This is a genomic window from Halomonas sp. AOP27-A1-41, assembly GCF_052378605.1.
In the GTDB taxonomy this organism is placed as follows: domain Bacteria; phylum Pseudomonadota; class Gammaproteobacteria; order Pseudomonadales; family Halomonadaceae; genus Vreelandella; species Vreelandella citrativorans.
Genome location: NZ_JBQSXT010000004.1, coordinates 68,803 through 94,955, shown reverse-complemented (window position 1 = coordinate 94,955; position 26,153 = coordinate 68,803). Strand labels below are relative to the sequence as shown.

Genomic DNA, 26,153 nt, shown 5'->3' with positions numbered 1-26,153 from the left:
CTGCTCTTTGGAGCAGGACTCTCGTTGCCCAAGAAAAGAGAAAAGAAGGATGAGAGTACTCACCAATAGAGATTTTCTGGCAGGGTTAATGTGCCTTGTACTGTCGATATGTGTACTTTGGCAGGCACAAGACTATAGTTTAGGAACTTTGAGAAACATGGGGCCTGGATATTTGCCAAGAGTCTTGGGATGTTTTCTTGGTGCGCTTGGTGTTCTGATAATGGCTTTTTCAGCCAAGACAGCGACTGATTTTCCGAAAATTAACGTTAGAGCGTTAGTTTGTATTACTACAGGCATCGTTGTGTTTGCTTCCTTAATGAACCCCGCTGGGCTATTCATTTCAACAGTTACGCTTGTTTTTTTGTGCGGTTTAAGTGAGAAAAAGTTCAAGCCAGTAAGGTTGGCTTTGATATCACTTGCATTATGCCTAATGTCGTATCTAATCTTTATACTGGGACTTAATATGCCAATTCGCCTTTTTCCTTGGAGTTTCTAATGGAAATTATAAATAATTTGGCACTTGGTATATCCGTTGCTTTTACCCTTGAAAACCTTATGTATTGCGCTTTGGGCGTAACGATTGGAATGTTTATTGGGGTTATCCCAGGTGTTGGCCACCTCGCTGCTATTTCGATGCTCTTGCCCTTAACATATTATGTACCCGCTACAACGGCGCTCGTAATGTTAGCTGGCATTTATTATGGGGCACAGTATGGTGGGTCCACGGCGGCAATTCTCCTGAATTTGCCTGGTACACCGTCTTCGTCTGTCATCTGTTTGGACGGCTATCCCATGTCGAAAAATGGGCGGGCTGGTGTTGCGCTTTTTATGACGACGATTGCATCGTTTGTAGGTAGCTTTATTACAGTAATTGTACTGGCTGCTTTTGCACCTCCTTTGGCAAATTTTGCCGTTGCTTTTAATTCGGCAGATTATTTTGCCATGATGTTGCTTGGACTCGTGGCCGCTGCAATTCTAGTGCAGGGATCGCCTGCCAAGGGGTTGGCAGCAGTCGTGTTCGGTCTTATGTTAGGGATGGTAGGTACTGACGTAAGTACTGGTATTCAACGATACACGTTTGGGCTTACTTTTCTCTATGATGGTATCAATATTGTAGCCATTGCTATGGGCATTTTTGGTGTTACAGAAGTCATTGCAAATGTTGGTAAAGTGGCTCAGATAAAAAATGGTCAAAAAATTACGTTTCGTTCACTTTTACCAACGAAGCGTGATGTTAAAGATAGTGTGTTTCCTATATTAAGAGGTACTGGAATAGGTACCGGGATTGGCATATTGCCAGGAACGGGCACGTCAATAGGATCTTTTATAGCCTATGCCTTGGAGAAAAGAGTTTCTAAGGACCCTTCCAAATTCGGCAAAGGGGCGATAGAAGGTATTACTGCGCCTGAAAGTGCAAATAATGCAGCAGCTCAATCTGCTTTTATACCTACTTTAACCTTGGGTATTCCCGGTGATGCAGTTATGGCTCTTATGCTCGGCGCGCTTTTAATCCACGGCATCACGCCAGGGCCTAATGTTATTTCAGATAACCCTGATTTGTTTTGGGGGTTAGTTGTTAGTTTTTTAATTGGTAATTTACTTCTTTTGATACTTAATATACCGATGGTGGGGTTATGGGTTCGCTTGTTGAAAATACCTTATCCTATACTTTACCCCGCAATTATTCTGTTTATTGTGATCGGTGTTTATAGCATTAATTATGCCAATATGGATATTATGCTAGTGGCTGTGTTTGGCGTTATTGGATGCGTGTTATTAATCTTGGGTTTTGAACCAGCGCCATTGCTCCTTGGGTATATTTTGGGGCCGATGATGGAAGAAAACTTTCGGCGTGCCATGTTGATAAGCCGGGGAGATTTGATGGTGTTTTTAGAAAGACCTGTTAGCGCAACCTTTTTTGCGTTAATAGCACTTTTTTTATGTTGGTCAATCTATTCAGCAATTAAGCAAAGGCGTAGCCCCGTTGAGGGCGAGCTTTAGCGCATTAATTTTAAATTGAGCCTTAAAAGTTGTTTTTAATGCTTGGGAAGTTTTTAGGTTCTGTCTGAAAAGTTGGCGAGTGAAAGCAAGGTAAAATCGGTAAAGAAGCGGAGTTTACTAAAGAGCTAGCTGAGCTGATTTTTACGCTGTATTGCTGAGCCTGGCAATTTTCAGACAGGGCCCGTGGTTCATCTGCACATTGCTGCCTAGTGTTTTTTGATATTAATATTAATTTTCAGTTACTTAGCCAGTTATCAGCTCCACGTTCTGATCGATAACCTTGTCTCATTCAGTACCGTCTTAGGCTAAAGTCTAGAGGAAACTTTGTATGATGTATGACAATGTTGGCTATATGATATTGAAATATTCAACCCGGTACTAAATGACTGAGCCACACGAGTCACCGCTCGTCTAGGTTCGCTTACTGTATAAAAATGAGGAGATTACCATGAACTTTTCCAAAGCGACGCTTAAAGCTTCTATTTCTGACGGCCTGCTTTCCTTCCCTGTAACTGATTTCGATGCTGACGGTAAATTTGATGCTGAAAGTTACCGTAAGCGCCTGCTATGGTTGAAAGATTATGAAGTGACCGCACTCTTTGTCGCTGGCGGTACGGGTGAGTTTTTTAATATTACGATCGACGAGTATCGTGAAATTGTTAAGGTGGCTGTTGAAACCATCGGTGGAGATGTGCCGGTCATTGCGAGTGCGGGCCAAAATGTCGAGCTGGCGAAAGAACAGGTTAAAGCCGCCCAGGAAGCAGGTGCCGACGGCATTTTGTTAATGCCTCCTTATCTTACCGAGTGCTCGCAGTCCGGGATTGTTGATTACGCTGCTAGTGTTTGTGAAGCAACTGAGCTAGGTGTTATCTATTATAACCGTGCTAACGGTTATCTGGGGGTAGATGGTGTCAAGGCGTTAGCCGATCGTTGCGATAACCTGGTCGGATTAAAAGATGGTAAAGGCGATATGCAAACGCTGAACATCACCATCAAAACGCTAGGTGACCGTTTGGCCTATGTGGGCGGCGTGCCAACGGCAGAAATCATTGCTGAAGCTTACTTGGCCATTGGTGTAAGCACCTACTCCTCGGCGGTCTTTAACTTCGTGCCGGAGATGGCCGTGAAGTTTTACAAGGCAATGCGTCAAGGCGACAGTGAGTTCGTTAAGAACGTAACCCGCGAGTTTTTCATTCCTTTCGTTACTTTGCGCGACACCACGCCGGGGTATGCAGTGAGCTTGGTTAAAGCAGGAGCTGGCATCGTGGGCTACCCAGGCGGCAGTGTACGCGCGCCCCTGACTATGCCTAATGATCAAGAGATGGGTCAGCTTAAGCAACTGGTTGAGAAAGCAAAGTCTTTTTAAGTATTTCTGTTAGTTCATGAGGGCTGGCGTTTTGCCGCCCTCGTGATTTTAAAAGCTGACACCTAAAATGGTTACGCGCTGAAGAAGTAGAATGATGGAGAAGTGTTTATGCCAAGTCACAGTACTCCCACAATAACCGAAATGCGGGTCATACCTGTTGCTGGCCGCGATAGCATGCTGCTCAATATCGGGGGGGCGCATTCGCCTTACTTCACTCGTAACCTGGTTATTTTGAAGGATAGCGCTGGCAACGTTGGCGTCGGCGAGGCCCCTGGCGGTGCAACGATTGAACAATCACTTGAGCAGGCAAGAGAGCTTGTGGTGGGGCAGTCGATTAGCCGTTTACGCTCTATGGTCTCCTCGCTCAATAATGCGGGCCGTAGCGCTGACTTCGAGGATTTCGGTAAGGGGTCTTGGACCTTTGAGTTGCGCATCAATGCGGTTGCGGCACTAGAAGCCGCTTTGCTTGATCTAATGGGTAAGTTCTTAGGCGTACCGGTTGCTGAGCTATTGGGTAACGGTAAGCAGCGCGATAGCGTCGAAGTGTTGGGATACTTGTTCTTCATTGGCGATGGTCACGCCACGCCGCTCGACTTCCGCCGCGGTACAGGTGGGGTAAGTCATGAGTGGTATCGCCAGCGCGATGAAGCGTCGATGACACCCCAGCGTATTGTAGAGTTGGCTCAAGCCGCTCATGATCGTTACGGCTTTAAAGACTTCAAGCTCAAAGGTGGTGCACTGCCGGGTGAGCAGGAGATAGAAGCGGTCAAGGCGCTGCATAAAGCTTTCCCTGACGCGCGCACCACGATCGACCCGAACGGCGCTTGGTCGCTAAATGAAGCCATTCATCTCTGTAAGGATCTGCATGGCGTCATTGCATATGCAGAAGATCCGTGCGGTGCTGAGCAAGGCTTTTCAGGTCGAGAGATTCTTGCTGAATTTCGTCATGCTACCGGGTTACCTGTGGCAACTAACATGGTAGCGACTAACTGGCGTGAAATGGCACATGCTTTAATGCTGCGCTCGGTGGATATACCGCTGGCCGACCCGCATTTCTGGACACTGTCAGGCGCTGTGCGAGTTTCACAGCTTTGCCAGGACCATGGTATGACCTGGGGTTCTCACTCCAATAACCATTTCGATATTTCGTTAGCCATGTTTGCTCACGTGGGCGCAGCGGCGGTAGGGCGTACGACGGCCCTGGATACCCACTGGATCTGGCAAGAGGGAGATGCTCGTTTGACGCATAACCCACCCGAGATCGTTGATGGGAAAGTGGCGGTTACTGATGCGCCTGGTTTGGGTATTGAAATTGATATGGATCAGATCGAAAAAGCCCATGAACTTTATCGCAGTTTACCGGCAGGCGGACGTAACGACGCCATGGCGATGCAGCATTTAATTGATGGCTGGACCTTTGATCCCAAAAGGCCAGCATTAGTGCGCTAAGTCGGTACGAATGACCCAGTCGCCGGAAATAACTTCAAAAAGTGATTGGGCTTATAAACGCTAGATAGAGGTAACTTAACAATGAAAAAATTATTAGGCACGCTAACACTGGCCGTAGGGCTTGTCGCTGGTAGTCAGGCTATTGCAAATGATTACCCTAATAAAAGTATCAATATGATTGTGCCATTCTCGGCCGGTGGTGGTAACGATACCTTTGTCCGGGCGCTTCAGCCGTTGCTTGAAGAACAGCTAGGAGAAACCCTGGTCATTCGCAATATTGCGGGCGGCGGTGGTGCGGTGGGCATGTCGCGTGCGGTCGCGTCTAAACCCGACGGCTATACATTGCTTGCCGCTAGTAATGCAATGTTGACGCTCGAAGCGATGGGTAACGTCCCGTTTACGCATGATGATTTTGATTTTATTGCGAAAATTATCGAAGAGCCGTACCTCATCGCGGTAAGTGAAGATAGCCCTTACCAGGATCTGGATAGCCTGGTGGAAGCCGCTTCAGATAGCGCTATCCGGATCGGGGCGTCGGGTGTCGGTTCTTCTGCGTACATTACCGCTAATGCTATCGCCAACCGCACCGATTCCAACTTCAACCTTATTCCTTACCCGGGTGGCTCTGAAGCTATCTCCGCCGCTATGGGCGGGCACGTTGAAGCGGTAGTGCTGGGCGGGGCAGAGCTACGTTCAGCGCTGGAATCCGGTCGATTGAATGCGCTTGCGACTACTTACGCCGAACGTAGCGACAATTTACCTGATGTGCCCACCTTTCAGGAGTCTGGCTACGATCTTACGCTTACCGTGTGGCGCGGCATTGTAGCTCCTAAAGGTATTTCTGATGAAGTGAAGGAGCGCTGGGTGACGGCGATTCAGCAGATCATAAGCGATGGCTCGTATGAAGAAACAGCCAGCAACTTGGGTACTGATCTATCGCCTCTTTACGGTGAAGAGCTTGATGTTTTCATCAATGAATCCGCAGGCGTCATGCGCGAAGCCGCTGGCGATCTAGCCAATTAAAAGCTCTCTTGTGCAGCCAAGGCCTCCATGGCTTGGCTGCTTTGTCATTAATCAAAACATGATGGGGCTGCCATTAAGAAGGGGCTGGGGTCTGAATAATGGAACGTGATATTGGAAAGCCGCTATTTAATCTTTTTCTACTGGTCGCTTCGGCAAGTGCTTTTGTGGCAGCTACAGCGCTACCCAACATTGAAATCGTAGGGGATTTATCACCTGCCTTTTTCCCTCAGCTGTTATCTGGATTGATATTTCTATTTGCTATTCCGTGTCTGATTAAAGATGCGCGACAATGGTGGATAGCCAAGCAAATACATTCGGATACCCCACATGCTTTACAGGTACGAAGTATCGCGCAATGGCTGTTTGTTGTGGCCTTGCTGACGGGCTATATCTTTGCATTTGAACGAATTGGATATATCGCCAGCACAGGGCTTTTTACCTTTTTCTGCATAATGGGATTCGTAGTGATAAGCGGCGTATGGTCGACGCTTTCGATGTCTCAGAGATGGAAGTCGTTTCTCTCTACCCTGGTGTTTTCCACGATATTAGCCGTAGCTATTTTTTATGTTTTTACCGTTCTTTTCAAAATTCCGCTCCCGACTTAAGCGGGTAGCTCTTTTCCTGAGATTTGGGAGACTTATATGATTTCAGGTTATCTCGATGGCCTAGGTATGGTGCTGCAAATCAGCACGTTACTGGCCATTGCTGGCGGTACTCTGCTCGGCATCATTATGGGGTCGCTCCCCGGCTTGACCTCGGCAATGGCGATAGCGCTACTGTTGCCGGTGACCTTTGGTATGCCGCCCGTGGCGGGAATAGGTATGCTGCTAGGAGCGCTTTGCGGCGCCGGTGCTAGCGGATCAATTCCAGCGATATTGCTTAATATTCCCGGGACCCCCTCATCCGTAGCGACCACCTTCGATGGCTTTCCCATGGCCCAGAAGGGCGAAGCGGGCCGTGCACTTGGCTTGTCGATCGTAGCCTCCTTCTTTGGCGGTGTCGCGAGCATGGTTATTCTCAGCCTATTGGCGCCGCCCATCGCTGAGTTCGCCCTACGATTCGGCCCTGCTGAATACTTTTCTTTGAGTATCTTTGGCTTGGTTATCATTGCTTCTGTCGCTGGTAAATCGTTACTCAAAGGTTTAATTGCCGGCCTGATCGGCTTTTTTGTATCGACTATCGGAACCGATCCTATTACCGGCGTGGGCCGATTTACCTTTAACGAGCTTTCGCTGCTGACAGGGGTTAATTTATTGCCAGCTCTCATTGGCCTGTTTGCCGTTTCTCAGGTGCTTAAAGATACATTTGAGTACGACCCTCACGAGCGAATGAAAGAGAGTGCGCATCGCATTGATATTGCACGCCCGCGTTTTATTGAAACGTTGAAACACTGGAAAGCTGTCGTAATCGGTGTGATTTCTGGATCGGTGGTCGGTCCTATTCCAGGCGCTGGGGGGAGTATTGCCTCACTGGTAGCCTATGATCAAGCACGACGCTTTTCCAAAACCCCCGAAAAATTCGGTTCGGGTCATGCGTCGGGTATTGTGTCTGTAGAGAGCGCCAATAATGCATTGCTTGGTGGGGCACTGATACCTACGCTCGCACTGGGGATTCCAGGCGAAGCAGCGACGGCGGTACTGCTCGGTGGGCTGATGATTCAAGGGATCACTCCAGGCCCCCTTCTGTTTGCGGATCAAAGTGGCACGGTATACGGCATTTTTCTAGCTTATCTGATTGCCAACATCTTCATGCTATTGATTATGTGCCTCGGAATTAAGCTATTTATTCGGGTGCTTACTGTGCCTAGAAAACAGCTCCTTGCTGCCATTTTGGTGTTCTGCTTTATCGGCGTGTACGGCGTGGATGGAGATGTGTTCAATCTTTACTTAATGCTTGGCTTTGGCATTTTAGGCTATTTCTTGAACCGCTATGGTTTCGGGACTGCGCCCGTCATTTTAGGGCTGATTTTAGGGCCGATTGCTGAGTCAAATTTACGTCGAGGGTTACAGTCCTTCCAGGGAGACTGGACACCGTTCTTCACACGTCCCATCAGCATCACCTTCTTGATCATTGCTTTGGCCTTGTTGGTGCTAACGTTGTGGCAGAACTATCGTACCAACCAGAAAAACACTGCTTCGGGCTAGCTATACTCGAAAGTTGTCGCGGTAAAAAAGTGCGAGTCGCGAAAGCGAAGTAGCCTAATTTCTCAGCGCGGTTGAAGACAATCAAAGCAACAGATTTTGGGCTGTGCTCGCGGTACTGCTAGGTGCGCGAGAAAAATGTAAGTAACGCTTGGTCTAAACCGAGAAACTACGAAAACCACTCTCATTTAGGAGGCAAGATGAATCTGACAGGTGAAATGCTCATAGGGCAACAGGCTGTTAAAGGTAGCCGTAGTCCCGTTCAGGCAATAAACCCAGCAACCAACGAGCTCCTTGAACCGGCCTATGCGGGTGGTACTCAAGCCGAAGTCGAGCGGGCTTGCGAGTTGGCTTGGAACGCCTTTGATATTTATCGTGACACTTCACTTGAGGACCGAGCCAGGTTCTTGGAAACTATCGCTGATGAGATTGAAGTGATTGGCGAAGACCTGATTGAGCGCGCAGTGGCTGAGTCTGGTTTGCCGAAGGCTCGAATTCAGGGGGAGCGTGGGCGTACCTGTGGGCAGCTACGTCTGTTTGCAAAAACTGTACGCGCTGGCGAGTGGTTGGATGTACGCATTGATCCGGCTATGCCAGATCGTCAGCCTATGCCACGTTCTGATCTTCGTCAGCGTCATATTGCACTAGGCCCGGTTGTTGTATTTGGTGCGAGTAATTTTCCGCTAGCATTTTCTGTCGCTGGCGGTGATACCGCTTCAGCACTAGCGGCTGGCTGTCCTGTCATCGTTAAGGCCCACGCTGCCCATCCAGGAACCGGCGAGCTGGTTGGCCGTGCTATACAGTCTGCCGTTAAAAAGTGCGCTTTACCAGAAGGTGTTTTCTCGCTGATGTTTGGTTCTGGCCGAGAAGTGGGCACTGCCTTGGTTTCTGATGCACGTGTCAAGGCTGCTGGCTTCACTGGCTCAAGAAGTGGAGGTTTAGCGCTTTGGAAAGCTGCTCAATCACGGCCCGAGCCGATTCCTTTCTACGCTGAAATGAGCTCTATTAATCCGGTTTTCCCGCTACCTGCGGCCCTCAAGTCGCGTGGCGCAGAGATGGGCAAGGCATTTGTTGGCTCACTCAACATGGGCGCAGGCCAGTTCTGTACTAACCCGGGGCTGGTCATTGCGGTTAAGGGAACCGAGCTCAACACCTTTATCGAAGCCGCAGGTGAGGCCGTTAAAGCGAGTGGCGCGCAAACAATGCTGACGCCAGGTATTTTCGAAGCCTACGAAAGCGGTGTGAAGAGTTTTGTCGACAGTGGTAAGGCGCAAGAAATCGCGCGAGGGCAGAAGGGTGATGGCCCCAACCAGTGTCAAACCGGCTTGTTCGTAGCCAGCGCCCAGGATTTTCTTGGCAATGAAGCATTGCAGGGAGAGGTGTTTGGTTCGACCTCGTTAATCGTTGAGTGTGCTAATACCGCAGAACTCAAGCAAGTTGCAGAGCATTTGGAAGGCCAACTGACTGTAACGCTACAAATGGATGATGCCGATCTGGAAGCTGCGCGAGAGTTATTGCCGACACTAGAGCGCAAGGCAGGTCGTATTTTGGTTAACGGCTGGCCAACCGGGGTTGAAGTGTGTGATGCAATGGTCCACGGCGGGCCGTTCCCGGCAACATCCGACTCACGTACTACCTCTGTAGGGACGGCAGCAATCTTCCGCTTTCTGCGCCCGGTTTGCTATCAAGACCTTCCTGATGCGCTATTGCCCGCTGCTATTAAACAGGAAAACCCATTAAAACTACGTCGTTTAGTCGATGGTGCACGAGAGAGTTAAGACGTTCGCGTGTATAAATGTTAATGACAACATAGGCCACTCTCACGAGTGGCCTTTTTAAGCTACGAATTAAAAAATATGCACGGTTATATTAAGTCCTTTTATTTCGTTTGAGTATAAAAGCACCTTCATTATATTTGGAGAAAATATGGCTGACGTTGATTTTGCGACATTGCAAAATACCCTTGAAAAGGCACTATTAAAGGCGGGTCTCGCACCAGATGATGCGGCAGTCTGTGCCCAAATTCATGCTGAAAGTACTCGCGATGGTGTCCATTCTCATGGGATTGGTCGGATCCCCCGGTTTATTGAATATGTTGGACGTGGATGGATAAATATTAATGCTACGCCAAGCGTTGTGCAGCGGTTAGGAGCGATTGAGGTGCTTGACGGAGGCCAAGGCATTGGTGTGCTTAACGCTCTTAGTGCAACAGATCGAGCAATCGCATTAGCGCGTGAACACGGTATGGGGCTGGTAGCGTTACGTGATACTACCCATTGGATGCGTGGAGGAAGTTATGGATGGCGTGCAGTTGAGCAAGGGTTCGCTGCGATTATGTGGACCAATACCGAGTCTTGCATGCCTGCTTGGGGAGGGGTATCGCAGTCTATCGGTAATAATCCATTAGTGATGGCTGTACCGCATAGTTCAGGCCCACTAGTACTCGATATGGCGATGTCTCAATTTTCCTATGGAAAGTTGCAAACAACACAGTTAAAAGGTGAGCAGTTACCTATTGATGGTGGCTTCAATGAGCGTGGAGAGCTGAGTCGCGATCCCGCTGCTATCGCCGCGACACGGCGCTTGCTTCCAACCGGTTATTGGAAGGGGTCAGGGCTTGCGATTCTACTTGATGCAATGGCCGCTTTACTCGCGCAAGGGAGGCCAAGCCATGAAATTGATTCAGTTCAGCGTGGAAGCGGTGGTGGTAGTTGCCAGGTGTTTATGGTTTTTGATCCAGAGCAGTTGGGTGGCCGTGCGGCCTGTGATGCCCTTGTTGAGGGAATTCAGACACATTTAGCCGCTACTAGGCCCGCTAAGCCAGGATGCAAAGTACGTTGGCCGGGAGAGTCTACTTTTCGACAGCGATATGGTCGTGAGTTAATCTCAATTGATGATACTTTATGGCAAGCTGTTTGTGAGTTAGCTATCTAGCTGTATGTTAATAAAGGTTAAATATTGTTTAAGATAGCGTGTGGTGTGCTAATTATATTTTGAGTTTGCTCGTAGTTAGATAGTTTAAATGTAGTGATTAAATAAAATTCAACGTCAATGTGTGTGGTAAAGCCATTATCCTAACTAGGCGTCTATGACAGAGGACGTTGCGATGTTTTATCTGAGTTTAAGTTAGTTTTTCCTTATTTCTGCTAGTAATCAAGCGCTTTTATGAAGCTGGTAGCTTGATATAAAACATGACTGTGAGAAAGAAACCTGAATCTCAAAATAGCGTTGAATTTAAGTGCTGAGTAGTCGCAGTATAAGATGGAAAAGGTATACTACAAAAGCGATTTCTCTTTTGATATTAGATAGTATAAGTCGTATGTTCTAATAGACCCCTTGAGTAGGTAAACGCCTGTTGAAAGGATAGCAGGTCTCCTATGACTGCTGGAAAAAAGTCTAGAGCTAATGCCTTATATCAGCCGACCATAGCAAATGTTTTACGTTGAACACGATAAGGAAACAGTACGGTAGCATGGAGAAAAAATTCTTCACTGGACATCCTTATAAAGCCTAATAGTACTTATAGAACTTTGTTTGTACGATATAGTACAAACAGGTAAATAAATGGAAGGGATCGTTGATATGATCAAACAGACACCTAGTACGGCGTCATTTAAGGTCAATAAAGTCGCTCAGCAGGGCAGTTTGTCTGTTCATGTGGCGGATCAGTTAGAGGCGCTTATCACACAAGGCAAGGTGGCGGTAGGCGATAAACTGCCAACAGAAAATAGCCTTTGTGAATCCTTTGGTGTAAGCCGTACCGTTATCCGAGAAGCCATTACTCATCTAAAATCATTAGGGTTGGTAGAAACCCGACGTGGTGTAGGTACGTCCGTTCTGCGTTCTTCTAAATTGAAGGCGCTTCCAGCAGAGCGTATCAATCCCACTACGGTGGAAGATATTTTGCATCTTTTGGAGCTGCGCTTAACATTGGAGCCTGCGGCTGCCGAGTTGGCAGCCCTGCGCTACGATGAGGAAGACCGGCAGCGCTTGGAACTCCAACATCAAGCGTTTGCCAATGCTTATGAAACCAAGTCCCAGGCTCGGGAAGAAGACTATTTATTTCATTTTGCAATTGCTACGGCGACTAAAAACCCTTTTTTTCAATCGTTCTATGAACAGTGGAGTCAAAGCGTGATTCCACGAGCCAAGCTTCTGAGTAATGATATTAATCCGCTTTCTTCTCAGCGCTATCTGGAGCGGGTGCAAGAGGAGCATGTCCAAATTCTCAATGCTATTTTATGCCGTGATGGCAATGCCGCACGAGAAATGATGCGTCAGCATCTTGGCCGGGCTCGAGATACCTATGCCCAGTATCGTGATTTAAAATAGCGCAGAGCATATCTATCGGCTCTTTCTATCTCACTCTATGGGCTGCAACTACGTGGCGTAACTGCCAGCGCGCCCATGGCAAGTGTCTATCCTTTACTGGGGCAGCGTTATGGTATGGGGAACGTGGCTGCCGGTGCATTGATGGCGAGCACGCTCATGTCCTTTGTCACCATCAGCGCCATCGTTGGGTTGATGACCTATTTTGATGTGTTGCCTTGATTGCCATTGGCGGCAATAAACGCTTTGGCTCTTGGATCCTGCAGATAGGCGATATTCAGGCGCAGCCATGACGTTGTTTGATTGTCAGGGAAAAACAAGTGGCTGGGCGATAGCATAATGTCAAAACGGCGTGCGCTCTCCATTAGTGCTTCCTTCCCCACCGGCGATTTGGCCCATATAAACATGCCGCCTGCCGGTTCAGTGAATACCTCCCAACCGACTTGCTTGAGCTGCGTAAACGCCAGTGCCATCTGGTTGGAGAGCCGGGTTCTTAAGCGTTCAGTGAGTTTTCGATAGCTGCCGTTTTGAAGCAGCGTGATCAGCACCTGCTCAGCAAAGCGCGAGGAGGAAATGCTGGTTAACATCTTGATATCCACAAGCCGTTGCACTAGTGAAGGCGGGGCGGCTATAAAGCCGACCCGCAGCGATGAGGTGAGCGTTTTGGAAAAGCTGGACAGGTAAATAACCCGTTTAAGACCATCCAGTGCGGCGAGCCGTGTGGTCGGGGTGTGCTGAAAATCAGCGTAGATATCGTCTTCTACAATCGTGAAATCGTACTGCTCGGCGAGCTGTAAAACGCGATGTGCAGTCGCCGGTGTGAGCGTACTGCCGGTAGGGTTATGAAACACGCTGTTCACGTAAAAAAGCTTGGGATGGTACTCTGCTAAGAGGGCTTCCAAACGGTTAATATCCGGCCCATCAGCAAGGCGCGGTACCCCAATCACGCGAACGCGCTGTAAATGCAGCAAGCCGAATAGGTTGTAATAGCCCGGCGATTCCACAAACACCACGTCGCCGGGTTCAAGCAGCATCCTCACCAATAAATCCAGTGAATGGCTGCCGCCGCTGGTCATGACAATTTGCTCAGCACTTGCCGATATTGCGAGGGGGCGCAAGCGCTCCTGGATCAAGCAGCGAAGCTCCTGCAGTCCTTGGGGCGTACTGTATTCAAAAATTCCTGATTGGCTTTTACGCGCCACTTGGCGAATGGCGTAGGTCAGGTATTCGCTCTCGCGCCAAGCATTAGGCAACCACCCGCAGCCCAGTTTTAGCGAGTGCTCATTAGCGCTAAACAGCCCCCACAGCCCATTGGTAACTTCTTGAAGAGGGGTAGAGGCTAACGATGGTTGGGGAGTAACGGCAACGCCATCAGCGATAAAGAACCCGGAGCCGGGTCTTGAGCGAACCAGGCCAGTAGCCACCAACCGTTCGTAGGCGTCAATAACCGCATTACGGCTAATATCGAGCTCTGCCGCTAGGCGGCGTATGGAAGGTAAGCGACGCCCGCCCGCTCCATTCTCTTGAATCCAATGGCGAATACTCTCTTCAAGCTGCTGCGCAATTGGGGAAGCGGCATGTCGGTCGACCTGAAGTTTCATAAACATCTCTGCTGCCGGCCACTGTTCTCAAAAACGCAGGAACAGTGCTTGGGTAATGATGGACAAGTGTACCTTACCTCTAGGCGGGATGGGTGCGAGCGTAATGGCTTAACCCATGACCCGTTTAGGAAAAAAGATGGACCGATATAACGCGCCCCGGTTGGCTTTTGCACTATGTATGATTACCACTGCGGTTAATTTACAGGCACCGCTTTACGATATCCTGGCGGCGAAAGCAGGCGTCGGCGTGGGCGCAGCCACACTCGCGTTTGCCTGTTACGTCGCGGGTGTCATGCCGGTATTGCTGGGGCTTAATGGGCTGGCGGATCGGGTAGGGCCTAAACCGCTAATCATTGTCGCACTTCTGCTCTGTTTAAGTGCCACTGCGCTAACCCTATTGATGCCTGGCTTGATAACGCTGGGGGGTGCGCGCTTTTTATTAGGCATTGGCACCGGGCTGACCTCAGCCGTCGCGCCTGGATATATGCATCGGTTACTTAATAGTGACGACGGTCGCATGGCAACGACGTACGTAACGTCCAGTACCGCGCTTGGGTTTGGTTTGGGTGCGGCGGTTACCAGTTTGTTTATTCTCCATACGCCCAGTGTGACGCCGCCAAGCCTATGGCTGTATCTGGGTGGAGGCACCATTGCGTTAGTTGCAGTGATTCCGCTAAAAAATATCGCACCTGCTGCTACCCAAAGAGCGATGTGGCGACTGCCAGGTTATCCGCCGGGAACACTGAGCTTTGGGCTGGCCATTTTACTTGCATGGGCAACCGTAGGGTTGGTGATTGCTATATTGCCCTCCACGTTAAGCCAGAACGGTTTAACACCCTGGAGTGGTTTTGCCACGTTTGGCATTTGCAGCTGTGGAGTACTGTTTCAGCCTTGGGCACGCGCCTTGACGCCCGTGAAGGCCACAGTACTGGGGTTGATGATCTTACCTCTCGCCTACGGATTAATTGCCTGGGGCGGCCTTCAGGGAAGCCTGGTAGCTGTGTTACTGGGAGCAGTTGCGGCCAGCAGCGCCTGCTATGGGTTTATCTATTTGGGTGGCTTAAGCGGAGTGCTAGCCATTGCTGGCCCGTCTTCTACCCAGGCAAGCGCCGGCTATTTTTTGATGGCGTATGTGGGATTTAGCCTCCCGGTAATGATAACGGGCGCCCTTGTTGATTCAGTAGGCCATGTAGCCGCATTGACGCTATTTGGCGTGGCGTTACTGGTGGGCGTCATTGCCACGGTTAGTCTGCTGCTCATCGGCCCGAACAGATCTTCCAGGCGGCTGACGGCCATTCGCCAGCCATAAATCGTGCGCTTTGCTTACGTGTGTCGCTCAATCAGCAACCCACAAGAGGGCGCTGCCCACAGCGTGTCTGCGGTAAACACCACATCGCACACGACCGGTGCATAGCAGCGCCGCACCTGCTCATCAATCCGTGCGCGTAGGTCATCCTGAGCGGTTAACGACGTGGTGATGCCTTCATCAGGCAGCACCACGTGCACCATAACGTAAAGCAGGCGCCCTGGGCGTACCATACGCACACGGACTTCTTGGGTATGCGTTTCTGCCAGTGCCCGGGAAATAGCGTCGCGCACAGGGGCAGCAATGGCTTCTTCGGGCGTTTTGTTGAGTAACTCCTTCAGCGCTTGGGAGGCCATGCGTACAGGCACGCCCAAGCACAGCACGACGACCGCAATAACCAGTACCGAATCGATATACGGCACTAGCGTGTTCAAATTTAACTGCTCAAGGAGTACTACCAGGCAAAATGCCGCGAGAACTGCTGCGGAAATCACGCTATTGACGATCCAGTTGAGTTTGTCGGCCGCGATCAGAGGGCTTGCGGTATAGCGTTGACTGCGGTGCATTACCCAAGCGGTCAGCGAGCAGGCAAGCGTGGCAAACAGGGCATAGATGACCGCAAGGCCCGCTGCAATCTCTCGCCCGCCAGAGAGGAGCGCGACAATGGCATCGACCAAAGCAAAGATGGAAACACCTAGAATTAATAACCCTTTACACAGGTTAACCAGCGACTCGAAGTAACTGTATCCAAACGGATAAGATTCACTATCAGGACGGCTGGCTAATTTACTCACCTTGATCGTCACTAAAGCTACACTAAAGTAGATTAGGTTAAATAACCCATCGAGCAAAATAGCCTGGGAATTGGAGGCGAGTGTAGCGGTAATCCCGGCACAGCCAATCAAGAGCGCCATAAAGGCGGAAAATGCCAGTGTACGCGTTTCTGTTTTCATGGATATTTGGCCCCACCGCCAGTGATATAACCCGCAAGCATAGCAACATTTTTCATCTTTGAACCAACGAAAGCTATGCATTAAGGCCACACAGGCGAGTGACAAAGTACTCACAAAGAGAAGGACGTTATGCGTCATGCCAAGGACTTAACCTTTTCGCTATTAACCCCTGAGGACGCTGTCGACCTGTTGGCGTTTGAAACCGCCGAACGTGCCTGGTTTGAGCAGCATATTGAAGCGCGTTATAGGCATTTTTATACGCCTCAAGGCGTCTCACAGCATATTGTTGATTGCCTTTCCTTGAATGCCCAGCGTCGAATGAGCCCGCTGTTGATACGCAAGAGAGGAATGCTTATCGGCCGCGCCAATTTGCGCGATATTGACGAAAACCAAGCGAAGGTAGGTTATCGCATTGCAAAAAGTGCCTGTGGTCAAGGAGTTGCTTATAGGGCGCTTAAGCATCTAATGGAGGAAGCGCGCGGTGTCTATGGTCTCACTACGCTAACGGCGATTGTTTCTGTCGAGAACGATGCCTCTCAGCATGTGTTGCAGAAAGCCAGCTTCGATGCCATGGATATCTTGCCAGCGCACTCCCAAGTGGCCGACAAGCGCGTTGATTGCCTGGTATATCAGTGTGTCTTGAAGGCAGTCTGCTGAAAGCGGCGTTATAAGGCCCAGCAACGCTCTGTGCTGCGTACCTTGGTAACGTTAAAAAGCGTGTACTACCTTGAAGGCATGCTGTTGATCAATACGCAGCCAATCAGGAGGGGCTAACGATGCCAGTGTTAAGCGCGGGTACAGAACAGGGAACGCCGGTAGAGATTTATTATGAGGTATACGGCGCAGGCAAACCTGTGGTGCTTATCCATGGATGGCCATTAAGCGGCCGTTCCTGGGAAAAGCAGGTACCAGCGCTAGTGAAGGCGGCCCGCATGCGATTAACACCACCCACGCTGACGAGTTTAATAAAGCGTTGATCGATTTTCTTAATGCTTAACGGCTAATGGTTGTAACGCGCTTCTGCTTCTAACGCCGCCTATCAGGCGGCGTTTTCATTGGAAAAATCAAACAGTAGACCTCTTCAGGACAGGAAATCGGCTAAAGCATATATTGTATTTTTGATTAATAAAGTGCAATTATGGTGCCTGAGATCGACTCATCAGTCAATAACGACAATCGTCAGATACGGCGGCATGAACTATGCACAAGCTTGAGAAGCTAACCCACTACACGCATGACTATTTGACGTTCAAGGGCCATGATTACGCGATTATCGAACTACCCAAATTACTCGGCGAGACGCTTCACAAGCTGCCCTATGTGCTGCGCCTTCTGCTTGAAAATATTATGCGTAATACGACGGGGGAGGAGCGCAAGCGCAGTACTCAAGCGCTGTTGAGGTGGCTGGAAAACGGCACGAGCAGTGATGAAATCGCCTTTCAGCCGGGACGGATATTGATGCACGATACAACGAGCACACCTGCGTTAGTGGAAATTGCCGCTATGCGTGATGCAATACGTGAGGCGGGTGGTGACCCTGAAGTGCTTAAACCGCATTTACCGGTAGATGTTTCTGTAGATCATTCGCTTGCTGTGGAAGTGTTCGCCAGCAGCAGCGCCTCAGAAGACAACCTTCAGCATGAAATGCGCCGTAACCACGAGCGGTATCGTTTTTTACGCTGGGCCTCCAGTGCACTTGAAGGCGTGACCATTCACCCGCCGGGCACCGGTATTATGCACACGCTAAACCTTGAGCAACTGGCCACCGTCGTAACCACTCAAGAGCGGGATGATGAGTGCTGGATGGTGCCCGATACGATGATAGGTACTGATAGCCATACGCCAATGATTAACGGCATTGGTGTATTGGGCTGGGGGGTAGGTGGGCTTGAGGCGGAAACGGTAATGTTTGGTGTCCCCACCATGCTGCGCATTCCCGACGTGGTGGGGGTTAAGTTGACAGGCACACTGGCGCCGCAAGCACAGGCCACCGACTTGGCGCTGATAGTTACTCAGCGCTTGAGGGCGCTGAACGTAACGGGCAAGTTCGTTGAGTTTTTTGGACCGGGCGTGGGCACCTTAACGGCCGGTGATCGTGCTGTCGTGGCTAATATGGCGCCTGAGTACGGTGCCACTACGGGTTTTTTTGCGGTGGATGAGCAAACCCTGCGCTATCTTGACCAAACAGGGCGTTCGAGAGAAGCCGTTGAACGGGTAAAAGACTACTGCAAAGCGACGGGGCTTTGGTTTGAAGCCGATGAGCAGCCTACCTATACACAGTGTATAGAGATTGATTTAAGCGTTATTGGTATGCAGGTCGCCGGGCCTACGCGGCCCCAGGATGTACATGATTACACTGACGTGGGAGCGGTGTTGACAAAGCTTGAATTTAAGCCAAGTGCAACATTTAATCGCTCAGTTTCAAACCTGCCCCGCCACCCCGTAGCGATTGCTGCCATTACTAGCTGCACCAACACGAGCGATCCACGCCTTATTATCACCGCAGGGCTATTGGCCAGAAAGGCTCGCCGATATGGGGTAAAACCGCCTGCTTGGGTAAAAACCTCGCTTGCCCCAGGCTCGCCAGCAGCGGCTACCTACCTCAAGCGAGCAGGGCTAATGGAAGATCTGGCCGCTATCGGCTTTGATATCGTCGGGTATGGTTGTACCACCTGTATCGGTAACTCGGGGCCATTGACCCCAGAAATCAGACAGGCACAGGAAGCAGGTAACTGCCGTGCAGTAGCGATGCTGTCGGGTAATCGAAACTTCCCAGGACGCGTGCACCCAGATCTTGACCTGGGTTTTATCATGTCGCCTGCGCTGGTCGTGGGTTTTGCCTTGGCCGGTAATGCCGAGCATGATTTCAAGCAGCCACTGGCGGAGTATGACGGTAGGAATATCTACCTGCGTGACCTATGGCCTGTCAGGGAAGACGTCGATGCCGCGTTAGCCGAGGCGCTGAACGCTGCCGATTTTGCAAAAGATTTCAAACAGGCAAGCCGTAACACCTGTTGGGAGGCTCTGGATGCGCCTAAAACAGCGACCTTCCCATGGGAGGAAGCTTCTAACACGCTGCGCCGCCCACCGTTTGCTGCGGTATCCGAGGGCAGTCAGCTAGGCCATTATACTGCTTACCCTCTGCTGATAGTCGGTGATGATGTCACGACCGACCATATCTCACCTGCCAGTGCCATTCCGGCTGATAGTCGTGTCGCTGACTATCTGGTTGAGCGCGGTGAACGTCGTGATGATCTAAACGTTTTTGCCTCACGCCGGGGCAATTGGGAGGTCATGGTAAGGGCCGCCTTCCACAATAAAACGTTAAAAAACTATCTTGCTCTCGATGCATCGGTTGCACACACGCGTCATCTACCCAGCGGCGATGTTATGCCTCTTTTTGAGGCAGCCAAGCGCTACCGTGAAGCCAATGAATCCGTTGTGATCGTCGCGGGTGAGCGCTACGGTATGGGGTCATCGCGAGACTGGGCTGCAAAAGGGCAGCGGTTGCTAGGCGTTCGTGCGGTACTTGCCGCAAGTTTTGAGCGTATTCACCGCTCAAACCTGATCGGCATGGGAATTTTGCCGCTGAACTTACCCGCGGGCGTTAGCTCAACCACGCTGAATATTGAGCCGGGTGATCAAATCGAGATTCAGGCGCAGGCCGATACGCTAACCCCTCGCGCTTGGATTCAAGTTAATATTTTAAGAGTGCAAGGCGAGGTAGAGACGCTAATGGCTATCGCCCAGGTCGATACGCAGGCAGAAATTGCACTGCTTAAAGAAGGCGGCGTTATTCCCTCGCTACTGAAAAAAACATTGGCCTGAGTAATACTGGCCAAGCCCTTCATAAGGAAAGTGATAAGTGAGCGATATTAACAAGCTAAGAGAGCTAATGGCGCCTACCGGCGTGTTGCGCACCACTATTAACGTGGGTAACCCGATATTGGCGGGACTCGATGCCGATCAGCAGCCCTATGGCGTTTCGGTTGATTTGGCAAAGATGATCGCGCACCGGCTGGACGTTGAACTTGAGCTTCAAGTATATGCCTCTGCCGGTGAGGCCGTTGCCGTTGTCAGCAATGAAAAGGCCGATATGGGCTTTTTTGCGCTAGACCCCAAGCGTGCTGAAAGTATTCAATTTACCGCGCCCTATGTGCTGATTGAAGGCTGCTATCTGGTACGCGAGGATTCGCCAATTACTGATCAGCAAGAGGCTGACCGCCATGGTCAGAAGATCGTGGTTGGTAAGGGCAGTGCTTATGATCTTTACCTTAGCCGCGCTATTCAACACGCCGAGCTGGTTAGAGCACCTACTTCTCCGAAAGTGGTGGAGTTTTTTATTGAACACAAGCTGGATATCGCCGCAGGCGTGAAGCAGCAGCTGGAAGCGGGTATTGAGGAGTTTGGTGGTTTGCGGCTGTTGCCTGGGCACTTTATGACGATCCAGCAGGCGATGGGCGTTCCGAAAAAACGGCCTCAGGAAGCCGCCGCTTTTCTGTCCGCGTTTATTGAAGAGGCAAAAGCGGAAGGGGAGGTCGCTCGCTTGTTAGCCAAGCATAATATTCAGGGTGCCTCGGTCGCGCCAAGCGCTTAAAGGATGGGTCGTGGTTAATAGTGCATCACCTCTTACCGCTGAGCGTTTGGCAAAGCGTATTCACACGTTGATTCATGAAGAGGCTATACCCGTAGGGAGCCACCTGACGGAGGCGAGCTATGTAACGAAATTGAAGGTCTCGCGGACGCCCATTCGTGCCGCCTTCCAGTTTTTGGAAGAGCAGGGGGTGGTGAAGCGCCAGCCTAATCGCGGCTTCTTTTTAGTGGATACCAAGCGTGGGCTTTTTGCCGATACTAACGAGCCGCTAGAGCAAGGCTCTTCAATCTCGCCACTGTGTTTTACGATTGGCGTCGATTATTTAAATAATCAGATCGCCGGGAAAATTACCGAGGCGGAACTTGCCAAGAAATATACGCTTGGTCGCAACACGATTCTTCAAGCGATGCATGCCATGGAGGCTGAAGGCTGGGTGTCCAGGCTTTTGGGCTATGGCTGGGAATTTAATGAGTTCTTAACCTCTCAGGCAACGTATGATCAGTGTTTTCGTTTTCGTTTGTTAATTGAGCCCGCCGCGTTAAGAGAGCCTGGCTACCAGATTAATAAGAAAGTCTTCAAGCAGTTAAGGGAATCGTTAACGGAGGCCGTGTCTGAAGAAGGAAGCACGATCTCTGAGCGTCAAATGTATATAAGCGGCACCTACTTCCATGAAAGCATCGTTAATGGCTCAAATAACCAGTTTCTGATTGAAAGCCTTAAACGCGCTAACCGGTTGCGTCGCCTGATTGAATACCACGTTTATGCCCGGCGCGAATCGCCCGTGCCCGAGTATAAAGAGCACTTGGCGATTCTTGACCTGCTGGAGGCGGGAGATAATCAACAAGCGGCTGTTTATCTAACGGAACACCTGGAGCGCACGCGTCAGGAAAAAATGCGCATTGCCCAAGGTATTTTTGCCCGTTAACGGCACGGCAGGGAAAGATGAAGCTGCTTCTTACATGTGCATCTTCACCTATGTGGCTGATTCCTCAACCCACACATCCACCCCTTTAAAGCTCACCTTCCAGGTACCTAGCGTGACGCTGTCGTCTTCCAGACACTGGCCATCTTCCAAACGAAAGTGCTGCTTGTAAATGGGTGAAGCCACCACGGCGGCACCCTGGATATCCCCCACAATACCGTGGGCAATCACATTGGCGTTGGAAAACGGGTCGTGGTGGTCAATGGCGTAAAGCTCACGCTCAAAGCCCGGCAAGTAAAATAGTGCGACTTGCTTTGGCCCCTGTGGTGTTTCAAGCCATGCAGCAACCCCGGAAAACGCGACCAGATCGGCTTTACTGCACAGTTTCTGGCCGGTCGGTGCCTTTCTGCTTTGTGTAACTGTTGCTTGCTTCATTGCGGTAGCGGTCATGGAGTAGCCCTTTGAAATGATGACGATTAGGCAGGCCGTAGCTGGCCGCGCTCACTGGTCATGATGATCGATGGATCTGGGCGGCTATCATTGACGTAACTTCTAAAGCGCTTGAGCTTATCCGGGTCACTGATGGCGCCTGCCCATTCGCACTGATAGTTATCCACCACGGTTTGCATCTGGCGCTCCAGTTCATCACCCATGCCCAGGCGGTCGTCGAGAATTACCTCTTTAAGATAATCCAGCCCGCCTTCCAGGTTTTCCCGCCATACCGAGGTGCGCTGTAAGCGATCCGCCGTGCGCACGTAGAACATCAGGAAGCGGTCGATGGTGCGGTAGAGGGCTTCATCGTCAAGATCGGTGGCAAACAGCTCCGCATGGCGTGGGCGCATGCCGCCGTTACCGCACACGTAGAGGTTCCAGCCGTTTTCAGTGGCGATAATCCCAATATCCTTGCTTTGGGCTTCGGCGCACTCGCGAGTGCAGCCGGAAACACCGAACTTGATCTTGTGAGGAGCACGAAGGCCCTTGTAGCGGTTCTCAAGTTTGATCGCCATGCCCACGCTGTCCTGCACGCCGTAGCGACACCAGGTGCTGCCCACGCAGGATTTCACCGTACGCAGCGACTTGCCGTAGGCGTGTCCGGTTTCAAAGCCGGCCTCGATCAGCTCGCCCCAGATATCAGGCAGGTCTTCCAAGCGGGCGCCGAACAGATCAATCCGCTGGCCGCCGGTGATCTTGGAGTAAAGGCCGTATTTTTGCGCCACCTGACCCAGTACCACCAGTTTGTCCGGGGTAATTTCGCCTCCGGCGATACGTGGCACCACCGAATAAGTGCCGTTTTTCTGCATATTGGCCATGAAGGTATCGTTGGTATCCTGAAGCGGGATATGCGCGGCATCGGTGATCGGCTCGTTAAAGCAGGAGGCGAGAATGGAACCGACGGCGGGCTTGCAGATATCGCAGCCCAAGCTGTGAGCGCCAGTCACGCCGTGCTTTTCGATCAGCTCACTGAAGGTCTTGATGCCCTCAACGCGCACAATGTCGTAAAGCTCCTGACGGGTGTGCTGAAAGTGCTCGCAAATCGACTTGTCCACCTCAACGCCGCGTGCAGCCAACTCATGATCCACCAGGCTTTTCAAAAGCGACGCGCAGCCACCGCAGCCGGTGCTGGCGCGGGTGTCACCTTTCACGGATGCCACGTCGCTGGCGCCTGCGTCAATGGCCGCGCAAATGCTGGCCTTGGTGACGTTATGGCACGAACAGATCATCGCGGTTTCCGGCAGGGCATCCGGGCCAAGTGCCGGGGCGGCGCCGCTTTGCGGCAGAATCAGTGAGGCGGGCTCTTTGGGCAGCTCGATACCGTTGGCGTAGTACTGAAGCAAGGTATCGTAGACGCTGTTATCGCCCACCAGCATGGCGCCCAAGAGCTTCTTGCCGTCGCTTGAGACCACCATCTTGCGGTAAATCTGGGTAAGTGGGTCAAGGTAGCGAAACATCCGCGCGCCGGGGTTTTGGTTGCCATGGGCATCACCAATCGAGCCGACGTCTACCCCCAGAAGCTTGAGCTTGGTGCTCATATCAGCACCGGTAAAAGAAGCGTCGCCGTCGGTGAGCGTCGAAAGCGCTGTCTTTGCCATCTGATAGCCAGGCGCCACCAGGCCAAAAATGCTCTGATTCCACAGCGCCACTTCGCCAATGGCTAAAATCGCCGGGTCGCTGGTTTGGCACTGATTGTTGATCACTACGCCGCCGCGCTCGCCGATCTCCAGGCCGCACTCCCGGGCCAGTTGATCTCGGGGGCGAATACCCGCCGAGAACACGATCAGGTCGGTTTCCAGTATTTTGTCATCCTGAAAGACCATGCGATGGCGGCTGGTTACGCCATCTTCAATGCGCTGAGTGGCACGCTCGGTGAGTACCTGAACACCCAGGGCTTCGATCTTTTCGCGCAGCAGCTCACCGCCCTCGCTATCCACCTGCATGGGCATCAGGCGTGGAGCAAACTCGATTACCGCGGTTTCCAGATTTAACCCGCGCAGCGCGTTAGCCGCTTCCAGGCCCAGAAGGCCGCCGCCCACCACGACGCCGGTGGCCGCACTTTGCGCCGCCTCGCGGATGGCATCGAGATCATCCAGCGTGCGATAGACCAGGCAACCTTCGCGATCGTTACCGGGAATGGGCGGCACAAACGGGTAGGAGCCGGTGGCCAGCACCAGCTGATCATAAGCGTAATGGCCGTGCTCGGTGGTCAGTGTTTTGGCCTCGCGGTCAATGGCTATGACCGCTTCGCTGCTGTTGAATGTCACGCCATGGCCTGCGTAGTAGTCGCCATCACACAGGGCCAGCGCTTCGGCGTCGCGGCCTTTAAAATATTCAGAAAGGTGCACACGATCATAAGCACGGTGGCGCTCTTCGCCAAACACGGTGACGTTCATCTGTGACAGGGCGCCGTTTTCAACCAGCTGCTCGACCAGGTGGTGGCCGACCATACCGTTACCAATAATAATCACGTTGCGTTTAGAGGTGGTGGACATGGCTAAGCTGCCTCCAGCGTCGATGAGGGAGTGGGTGGGGTATCAAGAAGCAGGGCGTTGGCATCGGCTTCACCGAACAGTAACGCCTGGCGGCAGGCGCCCAGATCGGTTTTGGCCAGCGCCTGGGCGAAATACCAGGGGCCGGAATGGGTATCGCCATACAGCACGGCACCTTCAAGCCTTCCGTTGTGCAGTAGCAGGCGGCGGTAGTCGCCGCTTTCCGGGTCGCTGTAATGCAGTACTTCGTGTTCTGGCGCGGCCTCCGTGGGGCCAAACGCGTAGAGGGCCAAGCCGCTGATCTTAAGCTTGGTGGCGGTTGGCACCTCACGATAGCGGGCGCTGCCATCGCCACACAGCGTGTTGGCTAACACATCTACTTGGCGCCAGATTGGCTCGACCAGGCCGTAGGTGTGCTGCTCGAACTGGCAGCACTCACCCAATGCGTGAATACGCGGGTCTGAGGTGGTGAGCGTGTCATCAACCATGATGGCGCGCTGCGTTGCCAGGCCTGCCAGATGGCCCAGTTCTGCGTTAGGTGTAATACCGGTTGCCACGATGACGCTCTGAGCAGGCAGACGCTGGCCATCCCCGAGTACAACAGCGGCTAAGTTGCCTGCGCCATCGTCTTCAAAATGGCGGATGCGCGCATTGGTTAAGATGGTCAAGCCACGCAGGGTAAGCGTCGTTTCAAGCAGCCCAGCGGCCATGCTATCCAGCTGACGATTCATCAATCGCTCGCTGCGCTGTAGAACGCTGACGCTGGCACCCCGCTTGCGAAGCCCTTCGGCGGCCTCCAGGCCCAACAAACCGCCGCCGACCACGACACACTCGCCGCCCTGTAGGGCAAGCGTTGCGAGCGTGTCGGCATCTTGCAGGGTACGAAACCCATACACGCCGTTAAGGCCAATGCCGGGAACCTCGGGCAGCTTTGGGCGTGAGCCGGTGGCAATCACCAAGCGGTCATAGGCCAGCGTGCGGCAGGTAGTGACAACACGCTGCTCTTCGCGGTTGATCTCCAGCACGCATTCATTCAGGTGCAGGGTGATACCCTGTTTGGCGTACCACTGCACATCCCGCAAGGCGAGGGCGCTAGGCGGCATTTCATCGGCGAGCAGTGGCGATAGCAGTATCCGGTTATAGGCGGGAGATGCCTCTGCACCAATCACCGTTATCTGCTGGGGTCGATGAGACAATTTAACGACGGCCTCTAGCAGTCGATGGCTCGCCATACCGTTGCCGATAACGACTAAGTGATCATCAGACGAGCACCGAGAGATAGCGATCATAGGTTGCTCCTTACAGTTTAGCGCTTGGCTACAAATGCCTATCCACAAATACTCGGCAGCGCTGAAGAAAAGCCAATAAAAAAAGCCCCTGAGTCAGCGTCCTGGGCAAATGGATTGCCAGGAAGGCCGTATCAGGGGCTTCGTTGCCCGGTAGCTGAGGCCAAACCCGTTAGCTGGGTTTCGCACAGAGCAGCC

21 protein-coding genes are annotated in these 26,153 nt (G+C 51.6%); 16 read left to right on the top strand and 5 right to left on the bottom strand.

All coding sequences use genetic code 11. From position 1 onward, the window contains the following. The first annotated feature begins 49 nt into the window (after nucleotides 1–49). The 11 genes from ACT3TC_RS04625 (at nucleotide 50) to ACT3TC_RS04575 (ending at nucleotide 12,531) form a co-directional block, all read left to right on the top strand. Nucleotides 50–496: a tripartite tricarboxylate transporter TctB family protein gene (locus ACT3TC_RS04625; protein ID WP_444639311.1), complete on the top strand. Its 447-nt coding sequence runs from the start codon at nucleotides 50–52 to the stop codon at nucleotides 494–496. Continuing rightward, nucleotides 496–2,001 (top strand): tripartite tricarboxylate transporter permease, encoded by a 1,506-nt coding sequence (locus ACT3TC_RS04620; protein WP_444639310.1) that lies wholly within the window; start codon nucleotides 496–498, stop codon nucleotides 1,999–2,001. Before ACT3TC_RS04625 ends, ACT3TC_RS04620 begins: the two co-directional genes overlap by 1 nt. Before the next feature lie 448 nt (nucleotides 2,002–2,449). After that, on the top strand, nucleotides 2,450–3,367 hold the full coding sequence (gene kdgD, locus ACT3TC_RS04615; RefSeq protein WP_444631906.1) for a 5-dehydro-4-deoxyglucarate dehydratase: 918 nt from the start codon (nucleotides 2,450–2,452) through the stop codon (nucleotides 3,365–3,367). 108 nt (nucleotides 3,368–3,475) lie between these two features. Then, nucleotides 3,476–4,816 carry an enolase C-terminal domain-like protein gene (locus tag ACT3TC_RS04610; RefSeq protein WP_444639309.1) on the top strand — a complete coding sequence of 447 codons (1,341 nt, stop codon included), beginning with the start codon at nucleotides 3,476–3,478 and terminating at the stop codon, nucleotides 4,814–4,816. A gap of 81 nt (nucleotides 4,817–4,897) precedes the next feature. Continuing rightward, nucleotides 4,898–5,839 (top strand): tripartite tricarboxylate transporter substrate binding protein, encoded by a 942-nt coding sequence (locus ACT3TC_RS04605; RefSeq protein WP_444639308.1) that lies wholly within the window; start codon nucleotides 4,898–4,900, stop codon nucleotides 5,837–5,839. Nucleotides 5,840–5,937: 98 nt separating this feature from the next. Beyond that, nucleotides 5,938–6,444: a tripartite tricarboxylate transporter TctB family protein gene (locus ACT3TC_RS04600; RefSeq protein WP_444639306.1), complete on the top strand. Its 507-nt coding sequence runs from the start codon at nucleotides 5,938–5,940 to the stop codon at nucleotides 6,442–6,444. A gap of 36 nt (nucleotides 6,445–6,480) precedes the next feature. After that, a complete protein-coding gene (locus tag ACT3TC_RS04595) occupies nucleotides 6,481–7,983 on the top strand; it encodes a tripartite tricarboxylate transporter permease (protein WP_444631901.1) in 1,503 nt (500 codons plus the stop codon). 197 nt (nucleotides 7,984–8,180) lie between these two features. Then, nucleotides 8,181–9,758 carry an aldehyde dehydrogenase (NADP(+)) gene (locus tag ACT3TC_RS04590; RefSeq protein WP_444631900.1) on the top strand — a complete coding sequence of 526 codons (1,578 nt, stop codon included), beginning with the start codon at nucleotides 8,181–8,183 and terminating at the stop codon, nucleotides 9,756–9,758. Nucleotides 9,759–9,906: 148 nt separating this feature from the next. Continuing rightward, nucleotides 9,907–10,914 (top strand): 3-dehydro-L-gulonate 2-dehydrogenase, encoded by a 1,008-nt coding sequence (gene yiaK / locus ACT3TC_RS04585; protein ID WP_444639305.1) that lies wholly within the window; start codon nucleotides 9,907–9,909, stop codon nucleotides 10,912–10,914. Between the two features lie 630 nt (nucleotides 10,915–11,544). Beyond that, complete coding sequence (locus ACT3TC_RS04580; RefSeq protein ID WP_444639304.1) at nucleotides 11,545–12,312, top strand: FadR/GntR family transcriptional regulator; 768 nt, start codon at nucleotides 11,545–11,547, stop codon at nucleotides 12,310–12,312. A 75-nt stretch (nucleotides 12,313–12,387) separates the two neighbouring features. Next, on the top strand, nucleotides 12,388–12,531 hold the full coding sequence (locus ACT3TC_RS04575; RefSeq protein WP_444639302.1) for a hypothetical protein: 144 nt from the start codon (nucleotides 12,388–12,390) through the stop codon (nucleotides 12,529–12,531). On the opposite strand, the gene ACT3TC_RS04570 is transcribed toward ACT3TC_RS04575, so the two are convergent. Next, nucleotides 12,510–13,910 carry an aminotransferase-like domain-containing protein gene (locus ACT3TC_RS04570; protein WP_444639301.1) on the bottom strand — a complete coding sequence of 467 codons (1,401 nt, stop codon included), beginning with the start codon at nucleotides 13,908–13,910 and terminating at the stop codon, nucleotides 12,510–12,512. The two genes, ACT3TC_RS04575 and ACT3TC_RS04570, sit on opposite strands and share 22 nt — an antisense overlap. A gap of 136 nt (nucleotides 13,911–14,046) precedes the next feature. Between ACT3TC_RS04570 and ACT3TC_RS04565 the strand changes: the two genes are divergently transcribed. After that, entirely contained in the window at nucleotides 14,047–15,219 is a 1,173-nt protein-coding gene (locus ACT3TC_RS04565; RefSeq protein WP_444639300.1) for an MFS transporter, read from the top strand. A 14-nt stretch (nucleotides 15,220–15,233) separates the two neighbouring features. Here ACT3TC_RS04565 and ACT3TC_RS04560 read toward each other — a convergent pair whose 3' ends face one another. Then, entirely contained in the window at nucleotides 15,234–16,169 is a 936-nt protein-coding gene (locus tag ACT3TC_RS04560) for a cation diffusion facilitator family transporter (protein ID WP_444639299.1), read from the bottom strand. A 129-nt stretch (nucleotides 16,170–16,298) separates the two neighbouring features. Between ACT3TC_RS04560 and ACT3TC_RS04555 the strand changes: the two genes are divergently transcribed. The 4 genes from ACT3TC_RS04555 (at nucleotide 16,299) to ACT3TC_RS04540 (ending at nucleotide 21,688) form a co-directional block, all read left to right on the top strand. After that, nucleotides 16,299–16,826, top strand: a complete 528-nt coding sequence (locus ACT3TC_RS04555; RefSeq protein ID WP_444639298.1) for a GNAT family N-acetyltransferase — start codon at nucleotides 16,299–16,301, stop codon at nucleotides 16,824–16,826. A gap of 543 nt (nucleotides 16,827–17,369) precedes the next feature. Next, complete coding sequence (gene acnA, locus ACT3TC_RS04550) at nucleotides 17,370–19,997, top strand: aconitate hydratase AcnA (RefSeq protein ID WP_444639297.1); 2,628 nt, start codon at nucleotides 17,370–17,372, stop codon at nucleotides 19,995–19,997. A 37-nt stretch (nucleotides 19,998–20,034) separates the two neighbouring features. Then, nucleotides 20,035–20,766: an ABC transporter substrate-binding protein gene (locus ACT3TC_RS04545; RefSeq protein ID WP_444639295.1), complete on the top strand. Its 732-nt coding sequence runs from the start codon at nucleotides 20,035–20,037 to the stop codon at nucleotides 20,764–20,766. Between the two features lie 10 nt (nucleotides 20,767–20,776). Continuing rightward, a complete protein-coding gene (locus tag ACT3TC_RS04540) occupies nucleotides 20,777–21,688 on the top strand; it encodes a GntR family transcriptional regulator (protein WP_444639293.1) in 912 nt (303 codons plus the stop codon). Nucleotides 21,689–21,736: 48 nt separating this feature from the next. Here the strand turns inward: ACT3TC_RS04540 and nirD are convergent, their stop codons facing one another. Genes nirD through ACT3TC_RS04525 form a run of 3 tightly spaced genes read right to left on the bottom strand, consistent with a single transcriptional unit; the run spans nucleotide 21,737 to nucleotide 25,958 of the window. Then, nucleotides 21,737–22,135, bottom strand: a complete 399-nt coding sequence (nirD, locus tag ACT3TC_RS04535) for a nitrite reductase small subunit NirD (RefSeq protein WP_444639292.1) — start codon at nucleotides 22,133–22,135, stop codon at nucleotides 21,737–21,739. A gap of 26 nt (nucleotides 22,136–22,161) precedes the next feature. Beyond that, nucleotides 22,162–24,672, bottom strand: coding sequence for a nitrite reductase large subunit NirB (gene nirB / locus ACT3TC_RS04530; protein WP_444639291.1), 2,511 nt, complete (start codon nucleotides 24,670–24,672; stop codon nucleotides 22,162–22,164). A 2-nt stretch (nucleotides 24,673–24,674) separates the two neighbouring features. Next, nucleotides 24,675–25,958 (bottom strand): NAD(P)/FAD-dependent oxidoreductase, encoded by a 1,284-nt coding sequence (locus ACT3TC_RS04525; RefSeq protein ID WP_444622071.1) that lies wholly within the window; start codon nucleotides 25,956–25,958, stop codon nucleotides 24,675–24,677. Nucleotides 25,959–26,153: the final 195 nt, after the last annotated feature.

Bases quoted from the DNA above. Each gene is read 5' to 3' on its own strand.
- ACT3TC_RS04625 (WP_444639311.1), top strand. From the start codon at position 50: ATGAGAGTACTCACCAATAGAGATTTTCTGGCAGGGTTAATGTGCCTT.
- ACT3TC_RS04620 (WP_444639310.1), top strand. From the start codon at position 496: ATGGAAATTATAAATAATTTGGCACTTGGTATATCCGTTGCTTTTACC.
- kdgD (WP_444631906.1), top strand. From the start codon at position 2,450: ATGAACTTTTCCAAAGCGACGCTTAAAGCTTCTATTTCTGACGGCCTG.
- ACT3TC_RS04610 (WP_444639309.1), top strand. From the start codon at position 3,476: ATGCCAAGTCACAGTACTCCCACAATAACCGAAATGCGGGTCATACCT.
- ACT3TC_RS04605 (WP_444639308.1), top strand. From the start codon at position 4,898: ATGAAAAAATTATTAGGCACGCTAACACTGGCCGTAGGGCTTGTCGCT.
- ACT3TC_RS04600 (WP_444639306.1), top strand. From the start codon at position 5,938: ATGGAACGTGATATTGGAAAGCCGCTATTTAATCTTTTTCTACTGGTC.
- ACT3TC_RS04595 (WP_444631901.1), top strand. From the start codon at position 6,481: ATGATTTCAGGTTATCTCGATGGCCTAGGTATGGTGCTGCAAATCAGC.
- ACT3TC_RS04590 (WP_444631900.1), top strand. From the start codon at position 8,181: ATGAATCTGACAGGTGAAATGCTCATAGGGCAACAGGCTGTTAAAGGT.
- yiaK (WP_444639305.1), top strand. From the start codon at position 9,907: ATGGCTGACGTTGATTTTGCGACATTGCAAAATACCCTTGAAAAGGCA.
- ACT3TC_RS04580 (WP_444639304.1), top strand. From the start codon at position 11,545: ATGGAAGGGATCGTTGATATGATCAAACAGACACCTAGTACGGCGTCA.
- ACT3TC_RS04575 (WP_444639302.1), top strand. From the start codon at position 12,388: ATGGCAAGTGTCTATCCTTTACTGGGGCAGCGTTATGGTATGGGGAAC.
- ACT3TC_RS04570 (WP_444639301.1), bottom strand. From the start codon at position 13,910: ATGAAACTTCAGGTCGACCGACATGCCGCTTCCCCAATTGCGCAGCAG.
- ACT3TC_RS04565 (WP_444639300.1), top strand. From the start codon at position 14,047: ATGGACCGATATAACGCGCCCCGGTTGGCTTTTGCACTATGTATGATT.
- ACT3TC_RS04560 (WP_444639299.1), bottom strand. From the start codon at position 16,169: ATGAAAACAGAAACGCGTACACTGGCATTTTCCGCCTTTATGGCGCTC.
- ACT3TC_RS04555 (WP_444639298.1), top strand. From the start codon at position 16,299: ATGCGTCATGCCAAGGACTTAACCTTTTCGCTATTAACCCCTGAGGAC.
- acnA (WP_444639297.1), top strand. From the start codon at position 17,370: ATGCACAAGCTTGAGAAGCTAACCCACTACACGCATGACTATTTGACG.
- nirD (WP_444639292.1), bottom strand. From the start codon at position 22,135: ATGACCGCTACCGCAATGAAGCAAGCAACAGTTACACAAAGCAGAAAG.
- nirB (WP_444639291.1), bottom strand. From the start codon at position 24,672: ATGTCCACCACCTCTAAACGCAACGTGATTATTATTGGTAACGGTATG.
- ACT3TC_RS04525 (WP_444622071.1), bottom strand. From the start codon at position 25,958: ATGATCGCTATCTCTCGGTGCTCGTCTGATGATCACTTAGTCGTTATC.